The organism is Sphingomicrobium sp. XHP0239, assembly GCF_039555325.1.
GTDB classification, from domain to species: Bacteria; Pseudomonadota; Alphaproteobacteria; order Sphingomonadales; family Sphingomonadaceae; genus Sphingomicrobium; species Sphingomicrobium maritimum.
The window spans coordinates 1399177-1420798 of sequence record NZ_CP154608.1; the positions used below are offsets into that span (position 1 = coordinate 1399177).

General features: G+C 65.8%; 24 protein-coding genes. 11 read left to right on the forward strand and 13 right to left on the reverse strand.

Going from position 1 to position 21622, the window contains the following annotated elements:
* Positions 1-120: 120 nt before the first annotated feature.
* Positions 121-2514, forward strand: a complete 2394-nt coding sequence (locus tag WJT74_RS07085) for an ATP-dependent helicase (protein ID WP_432215216.1) — start codon at positions 121-123, stop codon at positions 2512-2514.
* 16 nt (positions 2515-2530) lie between these two features.
* On the opposite strand, the gene WJT74_RS07090 is transcribed toward WJT74_RS07085, so the two are convergent.
* The 5 genes from WJT74_RS07090 to WJT74_RS07110 form a co-directional block, all read right to left on the reverse strand.
* A complete protein-coding gene (locus WJT74_RS07090; protein WP_343343153.1) occupies positions 2531-3097 on the reverse strand; it encodes a hypothetical protein in 567 nt (188 codons plus the stop codon).
* Positions 3098-3137: 40 nt separating this feature from the next.
* Complete coding sequence (locus WJT74_RS07095) at positions 3138-4148, reverse strand: sensor histidine kinase (protein WP_343343155.1); 1011 nt, start codon at positions 4146-4148, stop codon at positions 3138-3140.
* A gap of 173 nt (positions 4149-4321) precedes the next feature.
* The gene (locus tag WJT74_RS07100; RefSeq protein ID WP_343343157.1) at positions 4322-4561 is read right to left on the reverse strand and encodes a hypothetical protein; all 240 of its coding nucleotides are present in this window, start codon (positions 4559-4561) and stop codon (positions 4322-4324) included.
* 269 nt (positions 4562-4830) lie between these two features.
* A complete protein-coding gene (locus WJT74_RS07105; RefSeq protein WP_343343159.1) occupies positions 4831-5799 on the reverse strand; it encodes a L,D-transpeptidase family protein in 969 nt (322 codons plus the stop codon).
* 30 nt (positions 5800-5829) lie between these two features.
* Entirely contained in the window at positions 5830-7062 is a 1233-nt protein-coding gene (locus WJT74_RS07110) for a serine hydrolase domain-containing protein (protein ID WP_343343161.1), read from the reverse strand.
* A 125-nt stretch (positions 7063-7187) separates the two neighbouring features.
* Here WJT74_RS07110 and WJT74_RS07115 point away from each other — a divergent pair, with 125 nt between their 5' ends.
* Genes WJT74_RS07115 through WJT74_RS07130 form a run of 4 tightly spaced genes read left to right on the forward strand, consistent with a single transcriptional unit; the run spans position 7188 to position 10395 of the window.
* Complete coding sequence (locus tag WJT74_RS07115; RefSeq protein ID WP_343343163.1) at positions 7188-7469, forward strand: hypothetical protein; 282 nt, start codon at positions 7188-7190, stop codon at positions 7467-7469.
* 13 nt (positions 7470-7482) lie between these two features.
* The gene (gene pyrF, locus WJT74_RS07120; RefSeq protein WP_343343165.1) at positions 7483-8169 is read left to right on the forward strand and encodes an orotidine-5'-phosphate decarboxylase; all 687 of its coding nucleotides are present in this window, start codon (positions 7483-7485) and stop codon (positions 8167-8169) included.
* Between the two features lie 55 nt (positions 8170-8224).
* On the forward strand, positions 8225-9085 hold the full coding sequence (gene accD / locus WJT74_RS07125) for an acetyl-CoA carboxylase, carboxyltransferase subunit beta (RefSeq protein WP_343343167.1): 861 nt from the start codon (positions 8225-8227) through the stop codon (positions 9083-9085).
* Positions 9085-10395, forward strand: a complete 1311-nt coding sequence (locus WJT74_RS07130; RefSeq protein WP_343343169.1) for a bifunctional folylpolyglutamate synthase/dihydrofolate synthase — start codon at positions 9085-9087, stop codon at positions 10393-10395. The genes accD and WJT74_RS07130 overlap by 1 nt, the downstream gene beginning before the upstream one ends.
* Here WJT74_RS07130 and WJT74_RS07135 read toward each other — a convergent pair.
* Complete coding sequence (locus WJT74_RS07135) at positions 10392-12104, reverse strand: AmpG family muropeptide MFS transporter (protein WP_343343171.1); 1713 nt, start codon at positions 12102-12104, stop codon at positions 10392-10394. The two genes, WJT74_RS07130 and WJT74_RS07135, sit on opposite strands and share 4 nt — an antisense overlap.
* A 119-nt stretch (positions 12105-12223) precedes the next feature.
* Here WJT74_RS07135 and WJT74_RS07140 point away from each other — a divergent pair, with 119 nt between their 5' ends.
* Entirely contained in the window at positions 12224-13366 is a 1143-nt protein-coding gene (locus tag WJT74_RS07140; protein ID WP_343343173.1) for an aromatic ring-hydroxylating oxygenase subunit alpha, read from the forward strand.
* 9 nt (positions 13367-13375) lie between these two features.
* On the opposite strand, the gene WJT74_RS07145 is transcribed toward WJT74_RS07140, so the two are convergent.
* Positions 13376-13840 carry a response regulator gene (locus tag WJT74_RS07145; RefSeq protein WP_343343175.1) on the reverse strand — a complete coding sequence of 155 codons (465 nt, stop codon included), beginning with the start codon at positions 13838-13840 and terminating at the stop codon, positions 13376-13378.
* Here WJT74_RS07145 and WJT74_RS07150 point away from each other — a divergent pair.
* Both WJT74_RS07150 and rsmD read left to right on the forward strand, forming a co-directional pair.
* Entirely contained in the window at positions 13824-14603 is a 780-nt protein-coding gene (locus WJT74_RS07150; protein ID WP_343343177.1) for a pseudouridine synthase, read from the forward strand. The genes WJT74_RS07145 and WJT74_RS07150 overlap by 17 nt on opposite strands.
* A complete protein-coding gene (gene rsmD, locus WJT74_RS07155; RefSeq protein WP_343343179.1) occupies positions 14600-15145 on the forward strand; it encodes a 16S rRNA (guanine(966)-N(2))-methyltransferase RsmD in 546 nt (181 codons plus the stop codon). Before WJT74_RS07150 ends, rsmD begins: the two co-directional genes overlap by 4 nt.
* Here the strand turns inward: rsmD and WJT74_RS07160 are convergent.
* Both WJT74_RS07160 and WJT74_RS07165 read right to left on the reverse strand, forming a co-directional pair.
* Complete coding sequence (locus WJT74_RS07160) at positions 15125-15556, reverse strand: hypothetical protein (protein WP_343343182.1); 432 nt, start codon at positions 15554-15556, stop codon at positions 15125-15127. The genes rsmD and WJT74_RS07160 overlap by 21 nt on opposite strands.
* A gap of 10 nt (positions 15557-15566) precedes the next feature.
* A complete protein-coding gene (locus tag WJT74_RS07165) occupies positions 15567-16157 on the reverse strand; it encodes an SOS response-associated peptidase (RefSeq protein ID WP_343343184.1) in 591 nt (196 codons plus the stop codon).
* Between the two features lie 78 nt (positions 16158-16235).
* On the opposite strand from WJT74_RS07165, the gene WJT74_RS07170 reads away from it, so the two are divergent.
* Positions 16236-17369: a hypothetical protein gene (locus WJT74_RS07170; protein WP_343343186.1), complete on the forward strand. Its 1134-nt coding sequence runs from the start codon at positions 16236-16238 to the stop codon at positions 17367-17369.
* On the opposite strand, the gene WJT74_RS07175 is transcribed toward WJT74_RS07170, so the two are convergent.
* Complete coding sequence (locus tag WJT74_RS07175) at positions 17350-17685, reverse strand: DUF2794 domain-containing protein (protein WP_343343188.1); 336 nt, start codon at positions 17683-17685, stop codon at positions 17350-17352. The two genes, WJT74_RS07170 and WJT74_RS07175, sit on opposite strands and share 20 nt — an antisense overlap.
* A complete protein-coding gene (epsC, locus tag WJT74_RS07180) occupies positions 17682-18365 on the reverse strand; it encodes a serine O-acetyltransferase EpsC (protein ID WP_343343190.1) in 684 nt (227 codons plus the stop codon). The genes WJT74_RS07175 and epsC overlap by 4 nt, the downstream gene beginning before the upstream one ends.
* A gap of 149 nt (positions 18366-18514) precedes the next feature.
* On the opposite strand from epsC, the gene WJT74_RS07185 reads away from it, so the two are divergent.
* Positions 18515-19429, forward strand: a complete 915-nt coding sequence (locus WJT74_RS07185; protein ID WP_343343192.1) for a hydrogen peroxide-inducible genes activator — start codon at positions 18515-18517, stop codon at positions 19427-19429.
* Here the strand turns inward: WJT74_RS07185 and pgsA are convergent.
* Positions 19426-19998 carry a CDP-diacylglycerol--glycerol-3-phosphate 3-phosphatidyltransferase gene (gene pgsA, locus WJT74_RS07190; protein WP_343343194.1) on the reverse strand — a complete coding sequence of 191 codons (573 nt, stop codon included), beginning with the start codon at positions 19996-19998 and terminating at the stop codon, positions 19426-19428. The two genes, WJT74_RS07185 and pgsA, sit on opposite strands and share 4 nt — an antisense overlap.
* 82 nt (positions 19999-20080) lie before the next feature.
* Here pgsA and WJT74_RS07195 point away from each other — a divergent pair, with 82 nt between their 5' ends.
* A complete protein-coding gene (locus WJT74_RS07195) occupies positions 20081-21376 on the forward strand; it encodes an MFS transporter (RefSeq protein ID WP_343343196.1) in 1296 nt (431 codons plus the stop codon).
* On the opposite strand, the gene WJT74_RS07200 is transcribed toward WJT74_RS07195, so the two are convergent.
* Positions 21373-21546: a hypothetical protein gene (locus WJT74_RS07200; RefSeq protein WP_343343198.1), complete on the reverse strand. Its 174-nt coding sequence runs from the start codon at positions 21544-21546 to the stop codon at positions 21373-21375. The genes WJT74_RS07195 and WJT74_RS07200 overlap by 4 nt on opposite strands.
* Between the last annotated feature and the right edge of the window lie 76 nt (positions 21547-21622).

Genomic DNA, 21622 nt, shown 5'->3' on the forward strand with positions numbered 1-21622 from the left:
GTGCGTAAGACGCGGATTTCGCGGACACGATCCCAATTTCGGAGGCCGGATAGCTGCGCGCAATGCGATTCGCAAGATCGTTTCGCCCCTTCCCCGCCGACTCGGTCGCGGGTTGCCCGAATGTTCTCCCCCACCTACCTAGGGCCGGTGACCGAATCCTCTCCGCCCGACACCGCCCCGCCCGCCTATCTCGCGCGCCTCAACCCCGCGCAGCGCGAGGCGGCCGAAACGCTCGACGGCCCCGTCCTCATTCTCGCGGGCGCGGGCACGGGAAAGACCGCGACCCTCACCGCTCGCCTCGCGCATCTCATCGCCACCCGCCGCGCCTGGCCGAGCCAGATCCTCGCGGTCACCTTCACCAACAAGGCCGCGCGCGAGATGAAGGAGCGGGTCGCCGACATCACCAACGGTGCGGTCGACAACATGCCTTGGCTCGGCACCTTCCACAGCGTCTGCGCCCGAATGCTCCGGCGCCATGCCGAGCTGGTTGGGCTGCAAAGCAACTTTACGATCATCGACACCGACGACCAGCTGCGGCTGCTGAAACAACTCGTCGAGGCCGCGCGGATCGATCCCAAGCGCTGGCCCCCGCGCGCGCTCGCGGGCCTGATCGACCAGTGGAAGAACAAGGGCCAGACTCCATCGCAACTCTCCGCCGCCGACGCGCAGGCCTGGGGCGATGGCAAGGCCGGCGATCTCTACCGGGAATATCAGGACCGGCTGAAAGCCGTGAACGCCGCCGATTTCGGCGACCTGCTGCTCCACATGCTCACCATCTTCAAGGCGCATCCCGACGTGCTGCAAGAATGGCGGAAGCGGTTCAAATATCTGCTCGTCGACGAATATCAGGACACCAACGCCAGCCAGTACGAATGGCTGAGGCTCCTCGCCGCGCCCGATAATAACATCGCCTGCGTCGGCGACGACGATCAGTCGATCTATTCGTGGCGCGGCGCCGACGTTTCGAACATCCTGCGCTTCGAACGCGATTTTCCCGGCGCGAAGATCGTTCGACTGGAACAGAATTACCGGTCGACCGGCCACATTCTCGCCGCCGCCAGCGGCGTCATCGCGCACAATAGCGGTCGTCTCGGCAAGCAGCTCTGGACCGAGGCTGGCAAGGGCGAGAAGGTGCGCGTCATCGGGGTCTGGGACGGGCCCGAGGAGGCTCGCCGTGTCGGCGAAGAAATCGAGAACCAGGTCTCAAAGGGGCGAGGTCTGAACGACGTCGCCATCCTCGTGCGCGCACAGCACCAGACCCGCGAGTTCGAAGAACGCTTCATCGCCATCGGCATGGACTACCAGATCATCGGCGGGTTCCGCTTCTACGAACGTGCCGAGATTCGCGACGCCATCGCCTACCTGCGCCTCATCCACCAGCCGCAGGACGACCTCGCCTTCGACCGGATCGTCAACACGCCCAAGCGCGGGCTGGGCGACAAGGCGGTCGCCACCATCCATCAATATGCGCGCAGCCAGGGTCTGCCCCTGCTGCTCGCCGCCGCGCAGATCCTCGACACGGACGAACTCACCGCCCGTGCCCGCGGATCGCTGGGTCGCTTCGTCGGCGACATTGCTCGCTGGCGCACGCTGGCCGCCGGCACGTCCGCCGCACCCAGCGAGAACGGCGAACGACAGGTCATGGAGAGCGGTACGCGCGCCCTCACCCCGTCCGAGCTGATGCAGCAGGCCATGGAGGAATCGGGCTATGTCGCGATGCTCCAGGCCGACAAGTCCGCCGAGGCGCAGGGCCGGCTAGAGAACCTCGCCGAACTCGCCCGCGCGATGGAGGAATATGACAGCCTCGAGAGCTTCCTCGAACATGTCAGCCTCGTCATGGACACCGACCGCGACAAGGACGGCGAGCGGGTGACGCTGATGACCATCCACGCCGCCAAGGGGCTCGAGTTTCCGATCGTCTTCTGCGCAGGCTGGGAAGAGGGTCTGTTCCCCTCGCAACGTGCGCTGGACGAAGGGGGGCAGGCGAGCCTCGAGGAGGAACGCCGCCTTGCCTATGTCGCCATCACCCGCGCACGCGAGCGGGCGACCGTGCTGCACGCCGCCAACCGACGCATCTACGGCCAGTGGACCAGCTCCATTCCCTCCCGCTTCGTCGAGGAACTGCCGGACGACCACACCGAACAGGAACAGACCATGTCGGGCGGGGCCAGTCTTTGGAAGGCTCAGTTCAGCGCCAACGACGATCCTTTCGCCCATGTCGCTCGCCCCGCCTCCCGCGGTCCGGGGTTCAAGCGGGCGATGTCATCGGGCGACGACGGGCGCCTGTCGCGCGAGGAAATGATCGCGCGCAGTCGCGGCCCTGTCGACGTGAAGGCCAGCGCCGTCAGCCTCGGAAACAAGGGTCGCGACGATCTTTCCACCGGCATGCGCGTCTTTCACGGCAAATTCGGCTATGGCACGATCGAGGCGATCGAAGGCAACAAGCTGGAAATCGAATTCGAGAAGGCGGGTCGCAAGCGGGTGCTGGACAGCTTCGTCAACCTCGACGCTTGACCTGTCCGGAGGATCTTTAGCCGAGGGCGTTGTTGAGCCAGCGGATCGGGCCGATCGCCAGCACGGCGATCAGCGTCCAATCATACCATCGCCGCCGGACGAAGACGGCGGCCAGTAGTGCGCCGGTCAGAACGAGATCGACCGAGCGGTTCAGAAGATAATATCGCCACGCCGCCCACGACTTCTCCATCGTCACGAAATTGCCGAGATGGTCGAACAGGACGAGGATGAACAGCAGCGACCATAGATAGGATCGCTCCTTGTCCCAAAACGCCCGCAAGTCGGTACCGCCGGTCGCCCCTTCCCCGCCCGCATCGGGCAGACTGGCCGACGTCAGGAGGAAGACCAGCGTCAGCTCGAACATGATCGGGACGAATTCCCCGATCGTGATCCGCCCGCTTCCCATTCCGGCCAAAGCCCACCAGATCATCAGCACGGTCATCAGCGCCATCAGCGCGAAGATCATCGGCAATGGGTCCCACCGCACTCGATGGCGGACGCGCAGCAGACGATGAAGACTCGTCAACTGGTCGGTAATCGCGACGCCCATGACGAGCGATGCAAAGACGATGGCCCCCTCCATGCCCCGACCGTTGCCGCTTTACCGCGGCGGCGCAAGGGGATCAGACCATCGCTGCGCGCAGCCGCAGCCGCGTGCCTTTGGCGAGGCTCTCCACTTCCATCTGCGCATCGGCCTGCCGAGCGAAGGCGTCCATCAGACCGGCGCCCAAGCCGCTTCCCTGCGGCGCGGCGGTTTCCTGACGGCCGACCCCGTCATCGTCGACGGCAAAGTCCCAGCCCGACGGGTCTCCCGACAGGCGAATGACGACCTCGCCCTTCCGGCCGCCCGGAAAGGCATATTTGGCGGCGTTGGTGAGTGCCTCGTTGAGGACGAGGCCGAGCGCCACGGCCTTTTCCTTGGGAAGGCGGATGTCGGCGATCTCGCCTCGCAGCGCCACCCGGTCGTCGAACAGCGCCGTGCCGAGCATGTCCATGAGGCTCTCCAGATAGGGGCGCATCGCAACGTCGAGGCTGCCGCCCTCGGTGTCCTCGCTGAAATGGGCATAGGCCTCGGCAAAGCTGTGAACGCGCCCGATGGCGGTATCGAGCGTGGCCCGCACGTCGGGACTTTCCTCGCGGCGCTTCTGAATTTCGAGCAGGCTGGCAACGAGCGCGAAATTGTTCTTCGTCCGATGCCCCAGCTCGAGCATCGCGACTTCGCGCCGCTCGATCTCCTCGTCGCGCTGGGCACTGGCGCGTTCGACCGCATCCCGAAACGCTTCGGCGAACACCATGATGACGAGGCCCGCGACCGCATTGATGAGCACGCGCGGCCCCTCGCCAGGATTTTCGAAGACCAGGCTATACTGGAACGGCAGCACCGCCCACCAGGCGTAGAGGAACGTGATGACGAAGGCGGTCAACCCGGCCCGCCATCGGCCATAGAGCGTCGCGATCATGATGGTGGGGAAGATCATCGCGAACGGCCCCGAGGTCGGCGCCCACAGATTGATCAGTTCGCGCAGGCCGATCATCACGCCCGCGCACAAGGCTCCGAGCGCCACTTGCTTGCCCAGACCCCGTGGCGTCTGCCGCGCGGGTCTGGCAAGTCGCAATTTTCCCTGATCGGTCATTCGAACCTCGTCCCCGCGACGCTACTTGGCCCCGACGGGGGCAGCGGTCGCCAGCACCCATAGCCGACTTTTCGCGCGAGCCGCAAAACAATCGACAGCGCCGTGTCCCCGAATGCCAAACGGGCGCCCCGTTTCCGGGACGCCCGCTTGAATGTCTGCCAGAACGATCAGGTTCAGGCAGGCATCGGCTGCGCTTGCTGCGCCTGGATCTGCGCTTGTTCGGCGCGCATCTCGGCTTTGCGGATCTCTTCCGCGGCGCGCAGCTTGTCGGCGGCGATGGCACGGTTGGCGAGCTTCTCCCAGCTAGCGGCGGCGCGCTCGTGGCGTTCCTTCACCTTTTGCAACGTCGCGGCATCGGCCTTGGCACGTTCTTCTTCCATCCGTTCGATCAGGAATTCGGTCTGATGGGCCAAAAGGGGTCTCCTAGTTAAAACACGGCGCGCGGCGCGCCGTCGGGGGCACGAGATACGTCAGCTCAGAACGGGCGGACGCCCACGCCGGACGGCGCGAGCTGACAGGGGCGGGTTATCGGAATCGTCGGAGAGGCTGCAAGCAGCGGGACGGCGTCATGCCAGTCGATGGGGGACGATCGAGCGATAGTGGCACTTTTATAGAACATAAACGAGAAAAACGCAAAAAACCGCCAAATCCGGGATTCATTGCAGTCTAAAACCGAATCGACTCAGACAAACTCGACGGTGGTGCCTTGCGAAACCGCCTGCGAAAGCCGTTCGGCATCCCAATTGGTCAGCCGCACGCAGCCGTGGCTGGAGGTCTTTCCGATGAGCCGTGGATCGGGACTGCCGTGGATGCCGTACCCGTCCTTGCTGAGGTCGATCCAGATCCCGCCGACGGGATTGTTGGGCCCCGCGGGAATGGTCAGCGGCTCGTCGCCGCCCCAGCTCAAGTCGCTGGGATCGAAGGTATAGTTCGCTTCCGGCGCGACTGCATTGACTTCCATGGTGCCCGACGGACTGGGAAATTCACTGCTCCCGACCGTGGCGGGAAAGGTGGCGATCAACTGACCGCTTTCATCGAAGGCGCGCAGCTCGTTCTCGTCTCCGTCGATCTCGATCCGTGCGACGGCGGCAAGCGGATCGGCGGCGACGTTGGCCACCCGGATCGTATCGCCCTGCCCGAAGCCGCTGCCGGGATTCATGGCTTTCAGGAAACTCTCGCTCATGCCGAACTTCTCGGCCAGCATTTCGCTTGCCGACCCGTAGCCGACATTGCCTGTCTCGGCCTGAGCTTCCATGCCGTCCGCCGGGTCGGTGAACCCGCCAGCGACATCTTCGGATGTGATCGTATAGTCCTTGAGCAAGGGCGCATCCCCCGCCTGGCTGGTCATCTTTTCGAGGGTCTCCTCGTCGACCGCGCCGGTCGCCTCGAGCCCGTTGGCGGATTGAAACGCTTCGATCGCGCGCGCCGTGTTGCCGCCCGGATAGCCGTCGATGACACCCGGCGAATGATGCAGACGCGCGGCGAGGATCTGGGCCGCGAGCGTGGCCGACTGACGTTCGCCCGACAGGCTCGGCGCCGATCCGCCCCATGCCCCATCAGGAAGCGACTGGGCGGCGCTCGGGTTTGCGGCAAAGAGAAGAGCGGCGGCGGTCATTCCGAGCGCCGAACGAAGCGGTTTTTTGTTGGACATATCCTGTCAACGCCCGCCCGGTGGGATGGTTCAGCCGTCGAGCTCGAGCCAGTCGCGGGTTTCCAGTCCGTAGAGCATGTCGAAAAATTCGAACTGCAGCCCATGCGGCTGCCCCGTGTCGCTGTTCCAGAAGGCGACGATGCCCGCCTCGCGCTCCGGATCGAACAGGATGAAGCTGCGATAGCCATCGACCCCGCCGCGATGCCCGACGATGCGGTGCCCGGCATAGTCGTAGGTTCGCCAGCCGAGCCCGTAACGCGCGTCCGACAAACGTTCGCGATAATCCCGCATCCGCCGCATCTCACCCGGCGTCTCGATGAGCGGCTGGTGCGCGGTCTCGATCGCCGCGTCGGGCAGGATCTCGGGGAAATGGCCCATCTGCGCCTGCAGCCAGATGGTGGCATCGATGATCGATGAATTCACTCCGCCCGCCGCGGGAACGCGATAATAGGCGTCGGTCACGTCATATTCGCGGCCGCCGCGATTGAACGGATGCGCCCAGTTGTCGTCCATCATCAACCCGTCGCGGGTGGCGCTGGCGCGGGTCATGCCGAGGGGCGCGAACAGATGCGATTTCAGCGCCGTGTCGTAGGGCGCACCGGTTACCATCTCGACCGCTTCCGACGCGGCATCGAAAGCGACGTTCTGATAACTCCAGCAGGACCCGACGGGGCAGATCTGCACCAGTTCGCCCAGTTGGCGGCGGATATCGTCGGGGTCCTGCCCGTCTTCCAGCTTGTCGTCGTAGGCGTTTCGCCAGATCCCGAGCCGATGGCTCAACGTGTCGCGCAGCGTCGCGGAGAAGTGATTGTTCTCCGGCAGGGTGAGCGTCGAGCTGTAGGACGCGATGGGGCGGTCGAGCCGCAAGGCCCCTTCCTCGTCGAGCTTCGCGGCCATCACCCCCGCCACGCCCTTGGAGACGGAAGCCCAGCGGAACACCGTGTTTACGTCCACCGGCTCGCCATCGTCGGCGGCAGTTCGGGTGCCATAGCCTTTGAGAAAGGCGATTTCGCCATCCAGCACCACGCCGACCGCCAGACCCGCCATCGGACCATGTTCGTCCATCAATTGCGTCACGCGCGCATCGAGACGGGCGAAATTCACGCTCCCACCTGATACGGCACTCGGCGCGGCCAGCGGAACATGGGCCGGTCCGGCCTGTTCTGCCGGGACCTCGGAGCTGTCCAACACGCCAATCCCGCCGAGAAAGGCGACGATCGCGGCCAGCGGCAGTCCGAATTGAGTCAGACGAATATGGTTCATGTCAGGCGTGTCATCTCCTCCCTCAACGCGGTCGCTTCGCGCACGGTCCATCATGTCCCGCGGCCCGCGACGATGTCACCCCCCATCGGCTTTACGCCCGCATGGCTTTTGGGCAAGGGGAAGCGATGCAGAAACTGAAGATCTTCGCATACGTCCTGCCCGCCATCGTGCTGACGGCCTTTTCGGTTGCCAACTGGCATGACGTGATGATCGATTTGTGGGGCGACCGGCGGCTGGCGATCAAGCTGCCGTGGCTCCTGCTCGTCACCTTCGCTCTCGGGTTTCTGCCGACCTGGCTGATCGACCGGTTCAAGCTGGCGCGGCTGCGCACGCGATTGCGCACGCTGGAAGGCGAACGCGACGCCGCGCGCCGTCCGCCGCCGCCCGAACCGTCCAGCCCTTTTTGAGGAACCGCATTCCATGTCCAGTCCGCTTTTCGTCGCCCTCGACACCCCCCGTCTCGACACCGCCCAGAACCTCGCCGTTGCCGTGAAGGGCCATGTCGGCGGGTTCAAGCTGGGGCTCGAGTTCTTCGGCGCGCAGGGTCGCGAGGGCGTCAGCCGGTTGCGCGAACGAGGTCTGCCGATCTTCCTCGATCTCAAGCTGCATGACATTCCCAATACCGTCTCCAAGGCGGTCGCCGCCATCGCCGACCTTCGTCCCCGTATTCTCACCGTCCATGCGGCGGGCGGGATCGACATGATGCGCGCGGCCAAGGAAGCAGCGAGCGAAGTCACCCGCGTCGTCGGCGTGACGATGCTGACGAGCCTGTCGGACGAGGATCTCAAGCGCCACGGCAGCAACCTCAAGTCGCAAAAATATGTCGAGCGGCTGGCCGATCTGTCTCGTGAGGCCGGTCTCGACGGCATCGTCTGCTCCGGCTTGGAGGTCGAGGCCATGCGCAAGGCTTGGCCCGAGGGCTATCTGGTCGTCCCCGGCGTGCGTCCGGCGGGCAGCGGGCAAGAGGCCGATCAGAAACGCGTCGTCACCCCAACCGAGGCGATGGAGCGCGGCGCCTCCGTCGTGGTCGTCGGGCGCCCGATCACGCAGGCCGCCGATCCGCAGGCTGCGGCCAAGGCCATCAACGACAGTCTCGACGCCCTTTGACAGGCACGGGCGGGGCACCTAGCACCGCGGCGATGAGCAAGACGAGGACAGGCGCATGAGCTGGATCGACCGCGTTCGTAACGGCATTCCCTTTCTGCCCAAGCGGCAGAGCGATGACCAGCTATGGCATAAGTGTTCGAGCTGCGAGAGCATGATCTTCACCAAGGAATGGGCGGAGAACAGCTACGTCTGCCCCCGCTGCGACCATCACGACCGCATCGGTTCGGCCGAGCGGTTCGAACAGGTGCTCGACGGCTCGCCCCTGCGGCTTCCCGCGCCCGAAGCAGCCGAGGATCCGCTCAAGTTTCGCGACAGCAAGCGCTACGTGGACCGCATTAAGGCGGCGCGCGCCAAAACGCAGGTCCAGGACGCACTGGTCACGGCCTATGGTGCGATCGGCGGGCAGCCGGCGATCGTGGCGGTGCAGGATTTCGCCTTTATGGGCGGATCGATGGGGACGGCGGTCGGCGCGGGCATCGTCGCGGGTATCCGCGAGGCGATCGAGCGAAACTGCCCGTATGTCCTGTTCACCGCCGCGGGCGGCGCACGAATGCAGGAAGGCATTCTCAGCCTCATGCAGATGCCCAAGACAACCGTGGCGCTGGCCGAACTGAAGGACGCGGGGCTGCCCTACATCGTCATCCTCACCGACCCCACCACCGGCGGGGTCACGGCCAGCTATGCGATGCTCGGCGACGTGCAGATCGCCGAACCGGGTGCACTGATCGGCTTTGCCGGACGCCGCGTGATCGAGCAGACGATCCGCGAGCAACTGCCCGAAGGCTTCCAGCGCGCCGAATATCTGTTCGAGCACGGAATGCTCGACATGGTGGTGCATCGCCACCAGCTGAAGGAACGGCTCGCGCAGCTCCTCTCTTATCTCGCTCCCCAGACCGATACGGAAGAAGCGGCCTAGTGCAGGACGGCGCACGGTCGGACGATCCGGCCGTCCAGGCACAGCTCGACCGGCTGGAGGCGCTCGGCCACGGCGGCGACCGCAGCGCGCAGGAACTGGACGTCATGCGCGACCTCGTGGCGGCGCTGGGCGATCCTCAGGACCGGCTTCCTCCCGTCTTCCACGTCGCGGGCACCAACGGCAAAGGCTCGACCATCGCCTTCCTTCGTGCGGGGTTGGAGGCGGCGGGCAAGCGCGTCCACGTCTTCACCTCGCCGCACCTCGTACGCTTCAACGAGCGGATCCGGCTCGGCGGCAGCCTCATTTCCGATACCGCGCTCGCTCCCCTCCTCGAAGAAGTGCTCGATGTAGCGGAGCGAAACGCCCTCGCGCCCAGCTTCTTCGAAGCCACGACCGCGGCTGCCTTCCTTGCGTTCGAGCGCTCGCCCGCCGATGCCTTGTTGCTCGAAGTCGGCATGGGCGGGCGCCTCGACGCCACCAACCTCGTCGACCGGCCCGTAGCGACGGGGATCGCCGCCCTCGGCCTCGACCACACGCGCTGGCTGGGCGACACGCTGCCGCAGATCGCAGCGGAAAAGGCGGGCATCGCGAAGGCCCGCGTGCCGCTCTTGGTCCAGCGCCAGCCACCCGCCGCGCTCGACGCCATCGCCGCGGTCGCCGCCAAGGTGGGCGCATCCCTCTTCGTGCAGGACCGCGACTGGACGATCGAACACCATGGCGACCGACTGCTCTATCGCGGGAACGGCGATCTAGAGCTTCCTGCTCCGGTGCTCCCCGGCCCGCACCAGATCGACAATGCGGGGCTTGCGCTCGCCATGATGCATTTCCAGACTCAAATCGGTCTCGACCGTCCGGCACTGGCCGCGACGACGCGGTTCGCCCGCTGGCCTGCGCGCCTGCAGTCGATCGAGGAAGGTCGGCTGCGCGAGCGGCTGGGTAGCGACGCGACGCTGATCCTCGACGGCGCGCACAATGCAGAGGCGGCACGCGCCGTGGCCCGGACGCTGGCAGGAAGACGGCTCCACCTCGTCTCCGGCGTGCTCGCCAACCGCGATCCGCTCGCCGTGCTGACCCCCTTCGCGCGAATGCTCGCGAGTTTCACCGCAGTCCCGATCCCGGGCCACGATCATCACGATCCCTCGGCGCTGGCGGCGATGATCGACGGAACGGACAGCGCCCCCGCCCCCGATCTGGCGAGCGCGTTCGACCGTGTCGCCCTACGCGCTGCGCCCGGCGACACGGTGCTGGTCATCGGCTCGCTCTATCTGGCGGGCGTCTTCCTCGCCGAGAACGGCACCCCGCCCTCCTAGGCGAACTCGGCCTCGGGCGGTGGGGCGTTCTGGATGCCGCGACCGCCCATCCGCCGCTGACGCCCCCATTCGACGAGGCACAGGACAAAGGCGATCATCCCGATCCCGGTCGTCAGGATGAAGACGAAATAATAGCCTTGCTCCTCGATCAGCTGCCCCAAGGGCGCACGACCGAGCGTGCCGACCAGCAGCGCGAGGCTCGACAGCAACGCATACTGCACCGCGCTATAGCCCTTGGCGACGATGCTGGAGAGGTAAGCGACGAACGCCGCCCCCGCGAGGCCGACCGCGAGATTCTCGCCCGCGATGGTGATCATGAGCTTGGCAAGATCCGGCGTCCCTCCCGGGAAACTCGTGACGAGCGCGGTGAAGCCGGTGTAGTCGCTCACCGCCTGCATCGTCGCGCCGCCGATGGCGAGGTCGGCGTACAGCAGGTTGGTAAGTGCCGCGACCAGCGCGCCGAGGCTGAGTGCCGCCATCCGCCCGATGAGCGTCAGAAGCACCCCGCCGAGCGCCAGCCCGAGCAGCAGCGCCCCGACCCCGAAGAACTTCGACGCGACCGCCACTTCGTCGTTGGTGTAGTTCAGCTCGCCCAGGTAGAAAGGATAGGCGAAACTGCCCCAGATGGCGTCGCAGATGCGGTAGGTCAGCACGAGCGCGATCACGAGAATGGCACTCGACCCCAGCCGTCCGATGATCTCCGTGAGCGGCAGCACCAGCGCCCGATAGCCGAAGTCCATCGCCCGCTCGCTTCCCGTCGCGACGGGCGCGGGTTCGTGAAGGACGTCGACGCCCTTCTTCTGCCGCGCCACCAGCCACGCCGCGATCGCCGCCGGAACCACGATCGTCGCCAGCATGATGATCGGGCCCCACCAGGTGATGAACTGCACGCTGTCTGGCCGCGATTCGGGATCCGACGACAGGCTCATCACCATGAACGTCCCCACGATCAGCAGCGCGATGCCCCACAGGCTACCGATGATCGCCAGTGCGTTGCGGCGGACACGGGGGGTCAACTGCCCCGGCTGGCGCAGCGCGGTCAGTTCGTCGGCAGCGGCATCGACCTGCGTCTGCGTCCGACGGGCATCAGGAGCGCCGATCCCGACCAGTCCGATCAGGAAGATCGTCCCCCCGAAGATCGCATAGGTCTCCGGCCAGCCGATCCGCGCGGCGAGGATCAGGGCCAGTGCCCCGCCCGCCAGCGCCGCAAGACGGTATCCCATCTGGTAGATGGTCGAGAGGATGTCGATCGTTGCCACCTCGTCCGCCACGTCCACGCGCCACGCATCGATGACGATGTCCTGCGTGGCGCTCGCGAACGCCGCGAGCCCCGCCAGCAGCGAGAACCAGCCCAGTTGCGTCAACGGGTTGAGGATTGACAACGTCAGCAGACAGATGCCGATCAATATCTGCGCGGTGACGATCCACTGCTTGCGATGGCCGAGTTTCTTGAGGAGCGGAATGTCGATGCGATCGAGCGCGGGCGACCACAGGAACTTGAAGGCATAGGCAAGGCCGATCAGCGAGAAAACGCCCATCGTCTCCAGATCGACCTCTGCCTCGCTGAGCCAGGCGTAGAGCGTGCCGAGCACCAGCGAATAGGGGAGCCCCGCGGCGAACCCGAACAGCAGCATGTAGATCGTCTTGGGATGCTTGAGCGCCCCCAGAAGCTCGCGCCATCCGGGCTTGCTCGTCGATTCGTCCGCCACTCGTCACCTCGTTCTCAATGCAATGCGCCACGCTAGGGCCGCGCAAGGCTGCGGAAAAGGGGGTGAACGCGCCGTGACTTGCGCGGGCGCGGCGATCGGCGCACGTTTGCGTCATGGACATGCCGACTTCCCGTCTCCGGATGACCCCCGGCCAACGCGCCCTCGCCGAACGGATGCTGCGCGGCGATCACGACATCGGCGACGAAGCGCGCCGGATCGAGACCAAACGTTACATCGACCCCGAACGTCACGTCCGCGAGCTTGCGCATTGCTTCCGCGGCTTTCCCACCGCGCTATGTCCGTCCGCGCTGATCGGACCCGACCAGATGATCCGCCACGACGCCAGCGGTCTCGATCTCATCGTTGCACGCGATCGCGACGGGGCAATCCACGTCCTCGGCAACAGCTGCGCGCATCGCGCCACAAGGCTGGTCGACGAGGACGGCGTCCTCCCCGCGCGCAAGATCGTCTGTCCTTACCATGCCTGGACCTACCGACCGAACGGCGACCTTGCCGCCCTGCCCCGGCCCGAGGCCTTTCCGGGCCTGTGCAAGGAAGACCATGCGCTCAAGACCTATCCGGCGCGTGAGATCGGCGGGCTGGTGTGGTTCTACGGAGATGGCTCGGGAGAGGATTTCTCCCCCATCGAACCGCTCGGACCGGACCTCGACGCGATCGGTCTCGACGCGATGCGTTTCTATCGCCGCAATCTTCATACGGTCGCCGCCGACTGGAAGATGATCGTCGATGCGTTCAGCGAAAGCTATCACGTCAAGCGGCTTCACGCCCGTTCGATCGGCGAGTTCTTCGCCGACGGCGTGGCGGTCATGGACCGGATGGGGCCGCATCAACGCTTCATCGTCGGTCGGGCGGGCCATGCCGAACCCGTCGATCTCGACGATTGGCAAGCGGTCCGCGAGACGATGACCTTCACCTACCAGATCTTCCCCAACACCGTCGTCGTGGTCAGTCCCGACTACGTCAACGTGCTCATCGTCCACCCCACGTCGGCCGGGCGCTGCAAGGTCGAGGATTTCATGTTGGTCCCCGATGTGTCGGACGCCGAGGCGAAAGCACTCGAGGGACGCTGGTCAAAAAGCTGGGAGCTACTCGACCAACATACGTTCGGTGGCGAGGATTTCCGTGCGGCGGCGCTATGCCAGCGCGGCGTCGAGGCAGGCCTCCGCGACGAGATGATCGTCGGTACGCTCGAGAACGGGATGATCGCCTTTCACGACGAACTGGATGCGCGTCTGGCCTGAGAGGCCCGATCAGCCGATATCGTAAAGCGTCAGTCCCTTGACCTCGCCCGGCTCTTCGCCGGCCAGGATTGCATCGATCGCCGCCACCGCATCCTTGAGCTGCTTGTCCGTATAGGGTTTTTCCAGCGACCCCAGGGCATAGACCGCGCAATCGGTCGGCGGCTTGCCGGTCGCGAACAGCACGGGCACGCCCTTCGTCTTGGCCAGTTCGGCGACGTCGATCCCGCTCTTCTCGCCAGCCAGGTCGATATCGGCGATGACGAGGTCCACCTCTTCCGCCTCGATGTCGCGGCGCGCGTCCTCGTAATTGTCGCGCGTGCCGACGACTTCGTAGCCCAGCCGTTCCAGCCGCTGCTCGTTGTCGAACGCCATCAAGGGTTCATCCTCGACGACGAGAACACGTTTAATCGCTCGCTTGCGCTTCCAGAACAGGATGAACGCCCCTACATACCGGCAAATGACTTCATCCGACAAGCGCCGGACGGGCCGTTCCGGTTCCCCCCAATCGCCACCGCGCGAAGAACAGCGGATCGCCAAGCTCCTGGCACGCGCTGGCGTGGCCTCGCGCCGCGAAGTCGAGCGGATGATCGAAGCGCGGCGGATCGCCATCGACGGCAAGGTGCTCGAGACCCCCGCCACACTGGTGAAGAATCTCAACGGCGTCACCGTCGACGGCAGTCCCGTGGGTCCCGCCGAACAGACCCGCCTGTTCGCCTTTCACAAGCCGCGCGGCTGCCTGACCGCGACCCGCGACCCGAAGGGACGGCGGACGATCTACGACGCGCTGCCCCGCGGCGGTCGATTGCCGCGGCTGATGCCGGTCGGGCGGCTCGACTATAACACCGAGGGTCTGCTGCTGATGACCAACGACGGCGGGTTCAAGCGCCAGCTCGAACTGCCCGCCACCGGCGTGCCGCGAACCTATCGCGCGCGTGCCTTCGGCAGCGTGGCGCAGGAGCAGCTCGAGGAATTGGCCGAAGGCATCACGATCGACGGAATGCGCTACGGCTCGATCGACGCCAATCTGGAACGCTCCAGCGGCGCCAACATCTGGGTCGAGATGACCCTGACCGAGGGCAAGAACCGCGAGGTTCGCCGCGTCCTCGAGCATCTGGGGCTCGAAGTCTCTCGTCTCATCCGCACCGCCTACGGCTCCTTCGCGCTCGAGGACATGCCCCGCGGCGCGCTCCGCGAAGTGCCGCGCGAAACCTTGTTCCAGTTCCGGCAGGGCCTGTGAGGGTCATCGCGGGACAGTATCGCGGCCGCCCGCTCGCCGCTCCGCCGGGGCGAACAACGCGCCCCACGGCGGACCGCACGCGCGAGACGCTTTTTTCCATGCTGACCAGTCGCATCGGCAGCTTCGGCGAACTGCATGTCGCCGATCTCTTCGCCGGCTCGGGAGCGCTTGGGATCGAGGCGCTTTCGCGGGGCGCCGAACGCGCCCATTTCGTCGAAAACGACGGCGCGGCACGGCAGGCGATCGAGGCAAACCTGCGAAGCTTCGACCTGTCGGACCGCGCGCAAGTCGTCGGGGGATCGGCGCTCGCGCTTCCGCCGCCGCCCCGACCCTTCGACGTCATCTTCGCCGATCCGCCCTATGCGAAGGGGAGCGGGAATGGGGTCGTGGCCGCGATCCATGCGGCCGACTGGCTCGCGCCGGCCGGCTGGCTGGCAGTCGAGACCGACGCCAAGGAAGAGGTCTCTCCCGGCCCCTTCCAGCTCGCGGTGAGCCGCAAGGTCGGACGCGCACGCGTCAGCTTACTCTTCCGCGTCCCCTGACGAGCCGTCGTCCCGTGGCTCGTTGGCCGCGCGGCGCGCCTTCGCGGCCTCCATTTCGGCCATGAACCTCTTGCCCATCGCGGCGGCTGCGGCCCTGCCCGCCAGTTTCAGCGTTTCCTTCGATCCGCCGGCGGTGCCCCGCGCCCGTGTCATCTGCCCTTCGGCAAGGCTCGCCACCGCCGCAACGGCGCCTGCCGCGACAAGGTCGGCGACCAGCGGATGATCGACAAGCTTGCCGATCGCCTCCATCCCCTCGTCCAATGACTTGCGGCTCGGCTGCTCGTCGGGCTCTGGTGCGTCGATCCGTTCCGCCTCGCGCACCTTCCTGGCCTTCTTCGCCTTCTTCTTCGAAACCTTGGCGGCTTCCGCCTCGGTCACGATCTCGTTCTTCTTTTTTTTCTTCTTCGCCATCACCGATCCCTCAAGCAAACTGCGTCATCTTCTCGTCGGGGAACGCGCGGGCGAGCGCCGACGCTTCCTCGACCGTCCCGTTCAGCCACTGGTCGTGTTCGTCGCGCTCCAGCATCACCGGCATCGCCTTGGGATGCACGGCCCCGACCATCTCGTTGGGCGCGCACGTCAGGAAAGCATAGTAGCCTCGGCTCTCTCCCGGCCGCCAAAGCCCCGCGAAGGCGAACGGCGCCTCGTCCGCGCGGCCGAACCAATGCTTCACCTTTCGTCCCGTGACGGGGTCGTGCGCCGCGCTCCATTCGGAAAAGCGGGTCACCGGCACCAGACAGCGCCGCTCCGGATTGGCAAGTGCCGAGCGCCAAAACGGCGAAGCGAGGTTGCGCACGTTGGTGACGGGCCGCCCGCCCGCCGCCTGGGGACCCGGAAATCCCCATTCCATGCGGTCTAGCCGCAGCGCGTCATCCGCGCGGCGCAAAACCGGCGCTTCCATCTTGGGATAGATCTCGTCCTGCGGCGCGACATTCGCCCGATCGCCCTCGAACGGCCCGAAGAGCTTGCGCATTTCGTCGACCGTCGCGGTCATCTGGTAGAGATTGCACATGCGCCGTCCGCCCACTGTATTGACTTGGTAATACAGTAAGAAGTATGAGCTGGAGCTTCAAGAGGGGGGATCGTTCTCATGTACAGTCAGCAGGAACTCGACGACGCGGTCGCCGCGGGTGCCATCACGTCCGACAGCGCCAACGCACTTCGCGCCTTCGTGGCCAACCAGCGCCATTCGACCATCGTGGACGAGGAGCAGTTCCGGCTGCTTACCGGCTTCAACGATATCTTCGTTGCGATCGCGGGCGTCATCCTGCTGTTCGCGGTCGGGTGGATCGGTCACTCGCTCGGTGCCGCCATCGATCTCGATTTCGACGGCAACGGCCCCTCCCCGCTCTCGGGCGCGGCGGTCGCCGCCACCGCCTGGGGCCTCGCGAGCTACTTCACTGCGCGGCGTCGCATGGCGCTTCCGTCGATCCTGTTCCTGTTCGCCTTCATCGGCGGGCTGTTCTGGGCCGCAGGAACCACGCTGGGGCTGATCTTCGAGGATGCCATTCGCGGCAACGACGACGAAGCGCTTGCCGCCTGGCTCGCTGCTGTCGCCGCTGCGGTCGCCGCCGCCGGTGCCTATCTCCACTGGCGCCGCTTCAAGGTGCCCGTCACGGTAGCCGCCGGCGCCGTCAGTGCAGCCGGCATCATCGGTGCCATCGTGGTCGCCATCTTCGCGCCCAGCGTCTCCAACGACGCACTCGACACCATTCTCCTCGTCACCGCGCTTCTTCTCGGGATCGGGGTGTTCCTCTTCGCGATGCGCTGGGACATGGCCGATCCGTCGCGCGTGACCCGCAAGAGCGACGTCGCCTTCTGGCTTCACCTCGCCGCCGCGCCGATGATCGTCCATCCCGTTTTCGCGCTGCTGGGCCTGACGGGCGGCAGCGCGAGCGTGGGGGAAGGCGTGCTCGTCATCATCCTCTACGTTGCGCTGGCGGGGGTCGCGCTGGCGATCGACCGGCGCGCGGTGCTGGTGTCGGGGCTGCTCTACGTCCTGTTCGCGCTGACCCGCCTGTTCGAGGAGTTCGGAGCGGTCGAACTCAACATCGCCTTGACGGCCTTCGTCATCGGTTCGGCACTGCTGCTGCTCTCGGCCTTCTGGCACGAAGCGCGGGGCGCTGTTCTGAAAATACTTCCCGCGGGTCTCGTGGGGCGATTGCCCGACCTCCATTCGGTGCGACGCCAGGCCGCCGCCGAGGTCAGTCCTTCACAAGCTTGATCAGCCGCCGTTCGAGCGGGGCGAGCACGGGCTTCAATTCGTGCCCCCGCTTCAACACCTGACCCTGTTCGGTGATGACCGCGTACATGCCTTGCTTGCTGCGCAAGGCGGGGCGTTTCTCGATCCGGATTTCGGGGTTCTCGGCGTGGCGCCGGAAGCAGGCGAACACCGCAACCTCGCGGTCCATGCGAACGGCATAGTCGCGCCAGTGCCCCGCCGCGACCATCCGGCCATAGAGATCGAGGATCGTCATGAATTCCTCGCGGTCCCAGCCGGTCTGACCCGACCCGGCCGGAAAGGGCATCACCACGCTCATGCCGAGCGGCTCTCCTTGCCTGTCACATCGGCGCGGTCGCCTGCCTTGGCATCGGCTTTCAACCGTTCGATCTCGCGCTCCATCTGACACAGCCGTCGTTCGACGGGGTCCGACAGATCATCGCACGGCGTACCGTAGGGCACGAAGCGGCGACTTGTGTCCGCCTCCACCGGGATGGGCCGGGCCAGCGGCCCGACCATCGTCGCGCCTTCCGGCACGTCCTTCGCCACGACCGAATTGGCCCCGATCCGGGCGCCCTTGCCGACCGTGATCGGACCCAGGATCTGCGCGCCCGATCCGATCACGACATTGTCCTCCAACGTCGGATGGCGCTTGCCCGGCACCCCGTCGAACGGGCTCGTCCCGCCCAGGGTCACGCACTGGTAGATCGTGACATTGTCGCCGATCACGGAGGTTTCGCCAATCACGGTGAAGCCATGGTCGATGAAGAAATTCTTCCCGATCGTCGCACCGGGATGGATGTCGATCGCGGTCAGCGCGCGCGAGAGATGATTGACCATCCGCGCAAGGAAATAAAGCCGCGAGCAGAACAGGTCGTGCGCGACCTTATGCAGCCCCAGCGCGAGCACGCCGGGATAGAAAAGCACTTCCCAGCGCGAGCGGGCGGCGGGATCGCGCGCCTTGACGCTGTCGAGATAGGTGATCAGCCGGATGGCCACGGGCGACGTCTTCCTTGCAGTCCTTCGGGATCATGTAGGGTCGGAACGCGCGAGGCGCAAATCGGCGCCATGACGGACGCGCGGATTGTCGAACGATCCAGCCATTCTTACATGGATGCTTTGATCGACCGAATCGATTGAGGGGAGCGATGGCCGTCCATCTGCCGACGATCAAGCAGTTGCAATATCTGGTGGCGCTGAACGAGCATGGCCATTTCGGCCGCGCGGCGGAGCATTGTTTCGTGACGCAGTCGACGCTGTCCGCCGGCATCCGCGAACTGGAAACGATCCTCGACACCGTGTTGGTCGAGCGAACGCGCCGCGTGGTGCGCTTCACCCCGCTCGGCGAGAAGGTGGCGGCGCGCGCGCGCAGCGTGCTCGCGGAAACCGAAATGCTCACCGCGCTCGTCCGCGCAGAGGGCCAGCCGCTGGCGGGCGACCTTCGCCTCGGCGTCATCCCGACGATCGCCCCCTTCCTCCTCCCGCGCCTCCTGCCCCGGGTTCGCAAGGACTATCCCGATCTCAAGCTCTTCCTGCGCGAGGAGACGAGCCAGGCGTGCTGCGAGGCCCTCCATCGGGGGCAGCTCGATTGCGTGCTGCTGGCGCTTCCCTACGCCTGCGGAGAGGTCGATCACGCGATCGTCGCCTCGGACCGCCTGTTCATCGCCTACCCGCGCGGCGAGGCACCCGATCTCGCCGCCATTCCCCCCGCCGAGATCGAGGAAGGCCGCCTGCTGATGCTCGAGGACGGCCATTGTCTCAAGGATCACGCCCTCGCGGCCTGCAACCGCCCGGAAATCCGCGCATCGGCGGCGATGATGGGGACGAGCCTCCATACTCTCGTCCAGATGGTGGACAATGGCCTCGGCGTGACCTTCATCCCCGAAATGGCGCTGGCCGCGGGCATCATCGATCATACGGGGATCGAGGCGCGACCCGTCGAAAGCGACAATGGCGCTCGCGACATCGCGCTGGCCTGGCGAAAGAACAGCCCGCGGGCGGAGGAATTCGAGATGCTGGGCGACCTGCTTCGCCGTCTGGTGGCGGAGCTTCTGGCGGCCTAGTCCATGTGGCGCAGGCCGACCCGGAGATAGTCGTAGCCGGTCACGCACGTCAGCACCGCCGCGCCCCACAGGCTGGCGATCCCCACCTGATGGATCCAGTATTGCGAGGGGAACGCACCGCCGAGGATCAGCGCACCGAGCGAGACCATCTGCAGCGTCGTCTTCCACTTGGCCAACCGACTGACCGGTACCGAGACGTTGAGAGGCCCCAGGAATTCGCGCAGGCCCGACACGATGATCTCGCGCAACAGGATGATCAGCGCGGGAATGATCGTCAGTCCGGCAATGACCGGCTCCGGCTCGTCCGCCACCCGCCGCGTGGCGAGCAGCATGATGATGACCGCGGCGACCATAATCTTGTCGGCGATGGGGTCGAGGAACTGACCCAGCCGGCTGATCTGCCCCTGCGCCCGCGCGAGGTAGCCGTCGATGTAATCGGTTACCCCGACGAGGCTGTAGAGAATGAAGGTGATCGCATAATGGATCGGGCTGGGATCCCACAGCAGCCAGACCAGGATCGGAACCGCGAAGATGCGCGACAGGGTCAGCATGTTGGGAAGCGTCAGCATGGTTGCGGAGCCTTCTAGGCAAATGGACCGGCGAGCGCCATTTTCTTTTTGCCGCGCCGATACGCGCGTCTAGGGTCGCGCGATGCCCAGTCCCGTCACCCTCCTCGCCAAACGTCGGTTCGGTCCATTGTTCGCCACCCAGTTTCTAGGCGCGATGAACGACAATCTCTTCCGTTCCGCGATGGTGTTGCTGGTGATCTTCTCGATCTACGCCGACCCGGCTCGCGAAGGAGCCTTCTCGGCGATCGCGGGCGGGCTGTTCATCCTCCCCTTCCTGTTGTTCGGTGCGCTGGCGGGACAGCTTGCCGACAGCCGCGACAAGGCGATGCTGACGCGGCACATCAAGACCGCGGAAATTCTCGTCATGCTCGGCGGGGCAGCGGGTCTCATCCTCCAGTCGGTTCCGCTCCTTCTCTTCACCCTCTTTCTGACCGGGACCCAGTCGGCCTTCTTCGGCCCCATCAAATACGCTGTCCTCCCACAGCATCTGGAGAAGAAAGAGGTGCTGGGCGGCACCGGGCTGATCGAGGCGGGGACCTATGTCGCGGTGCTGCTCGGCACCATTCTCGGCGGGCTGGTCCTCGTCGATCAGGCCGACGGCACGCAAAGCGCGGGACTGGGCGCGGCGGGGGTGCTGGTGACCGCCGCCATCGGACGCTGGTTCGCGGGCCGCATGCCCCCTGCTCCGCCCGAACCCGAAATGGCGGGGCGTCGGCTCGACTGGAACCTGTTTCGCGCGACCTGGCACCTGCTGCGCGACGTGATGCGGCAACCGGACCTCGCACTGGCGATCGTCGCGATCAGCATCTTCTGGTCGTTCGCGCTGCTGCTCGGTTCGCAATTTCCGCCCCTGACGAAGAACGAGTTGGGCGCTGACGAGAATGTCGCGGTTCTCTTCTTCGCACTCTTTTCGGTCGGGGTCGCTGCAGGGTCGGTTCTGGTCAACCGTCTGACCAGGGGCGACGTCAGCGCACGGTTCAGCGCGCCCGCCGCCATCGGCATCGCGCTGCTGCTGATCGATCTCAAGCGCCGGGTCGAAGCGCAGGCCGTGTTCGCGGGGCCGCTGCGCACCATCGAGGAGTTTCTCGCCACCAACCAGGGATGGTGGGTGCTGGTGGACATTCTGGGGATCGCGATCCTCGCAGGGATTTTCGTCGTCCCGCTCTATGCTTTCCTGACCACGCGGGTCGCGCCATCCATGACCGCGCGCGCAATCGCCGCCAACAATGTGGTCAATGCCGCACTGATGGTGACCGCCTCGCTGATCCTCGCATCGATAGTCGGCGCGGGGATCGACATCGCGGCGACGTTATGGCTGACAGCGGGCTTCTGCGTCGCCGGCGCGGCGGCGGCGTTCGCGCTGGCGCGGCGCGGCTAGGCGATGAATAGCGACGTGAACAGGAAGCCTGCGCCGAAGGTATAGCCGAACAAGCGAAGATCGTCACCGTGGCGGCCCGCACGCTCCTCGATCCCCGTATAGGCATCGCGGCTCGCGCGGCGAAGCGCGGCGAGAAAGAGGTCGAAACGGCTACGGGCACTGATCTGCATAACCAATCCCTAACGCGCCGTTTACCAAAAGGGCACCATGGATTGATCGCGCTGTTCAAAAGCGGGACAGGGCTCG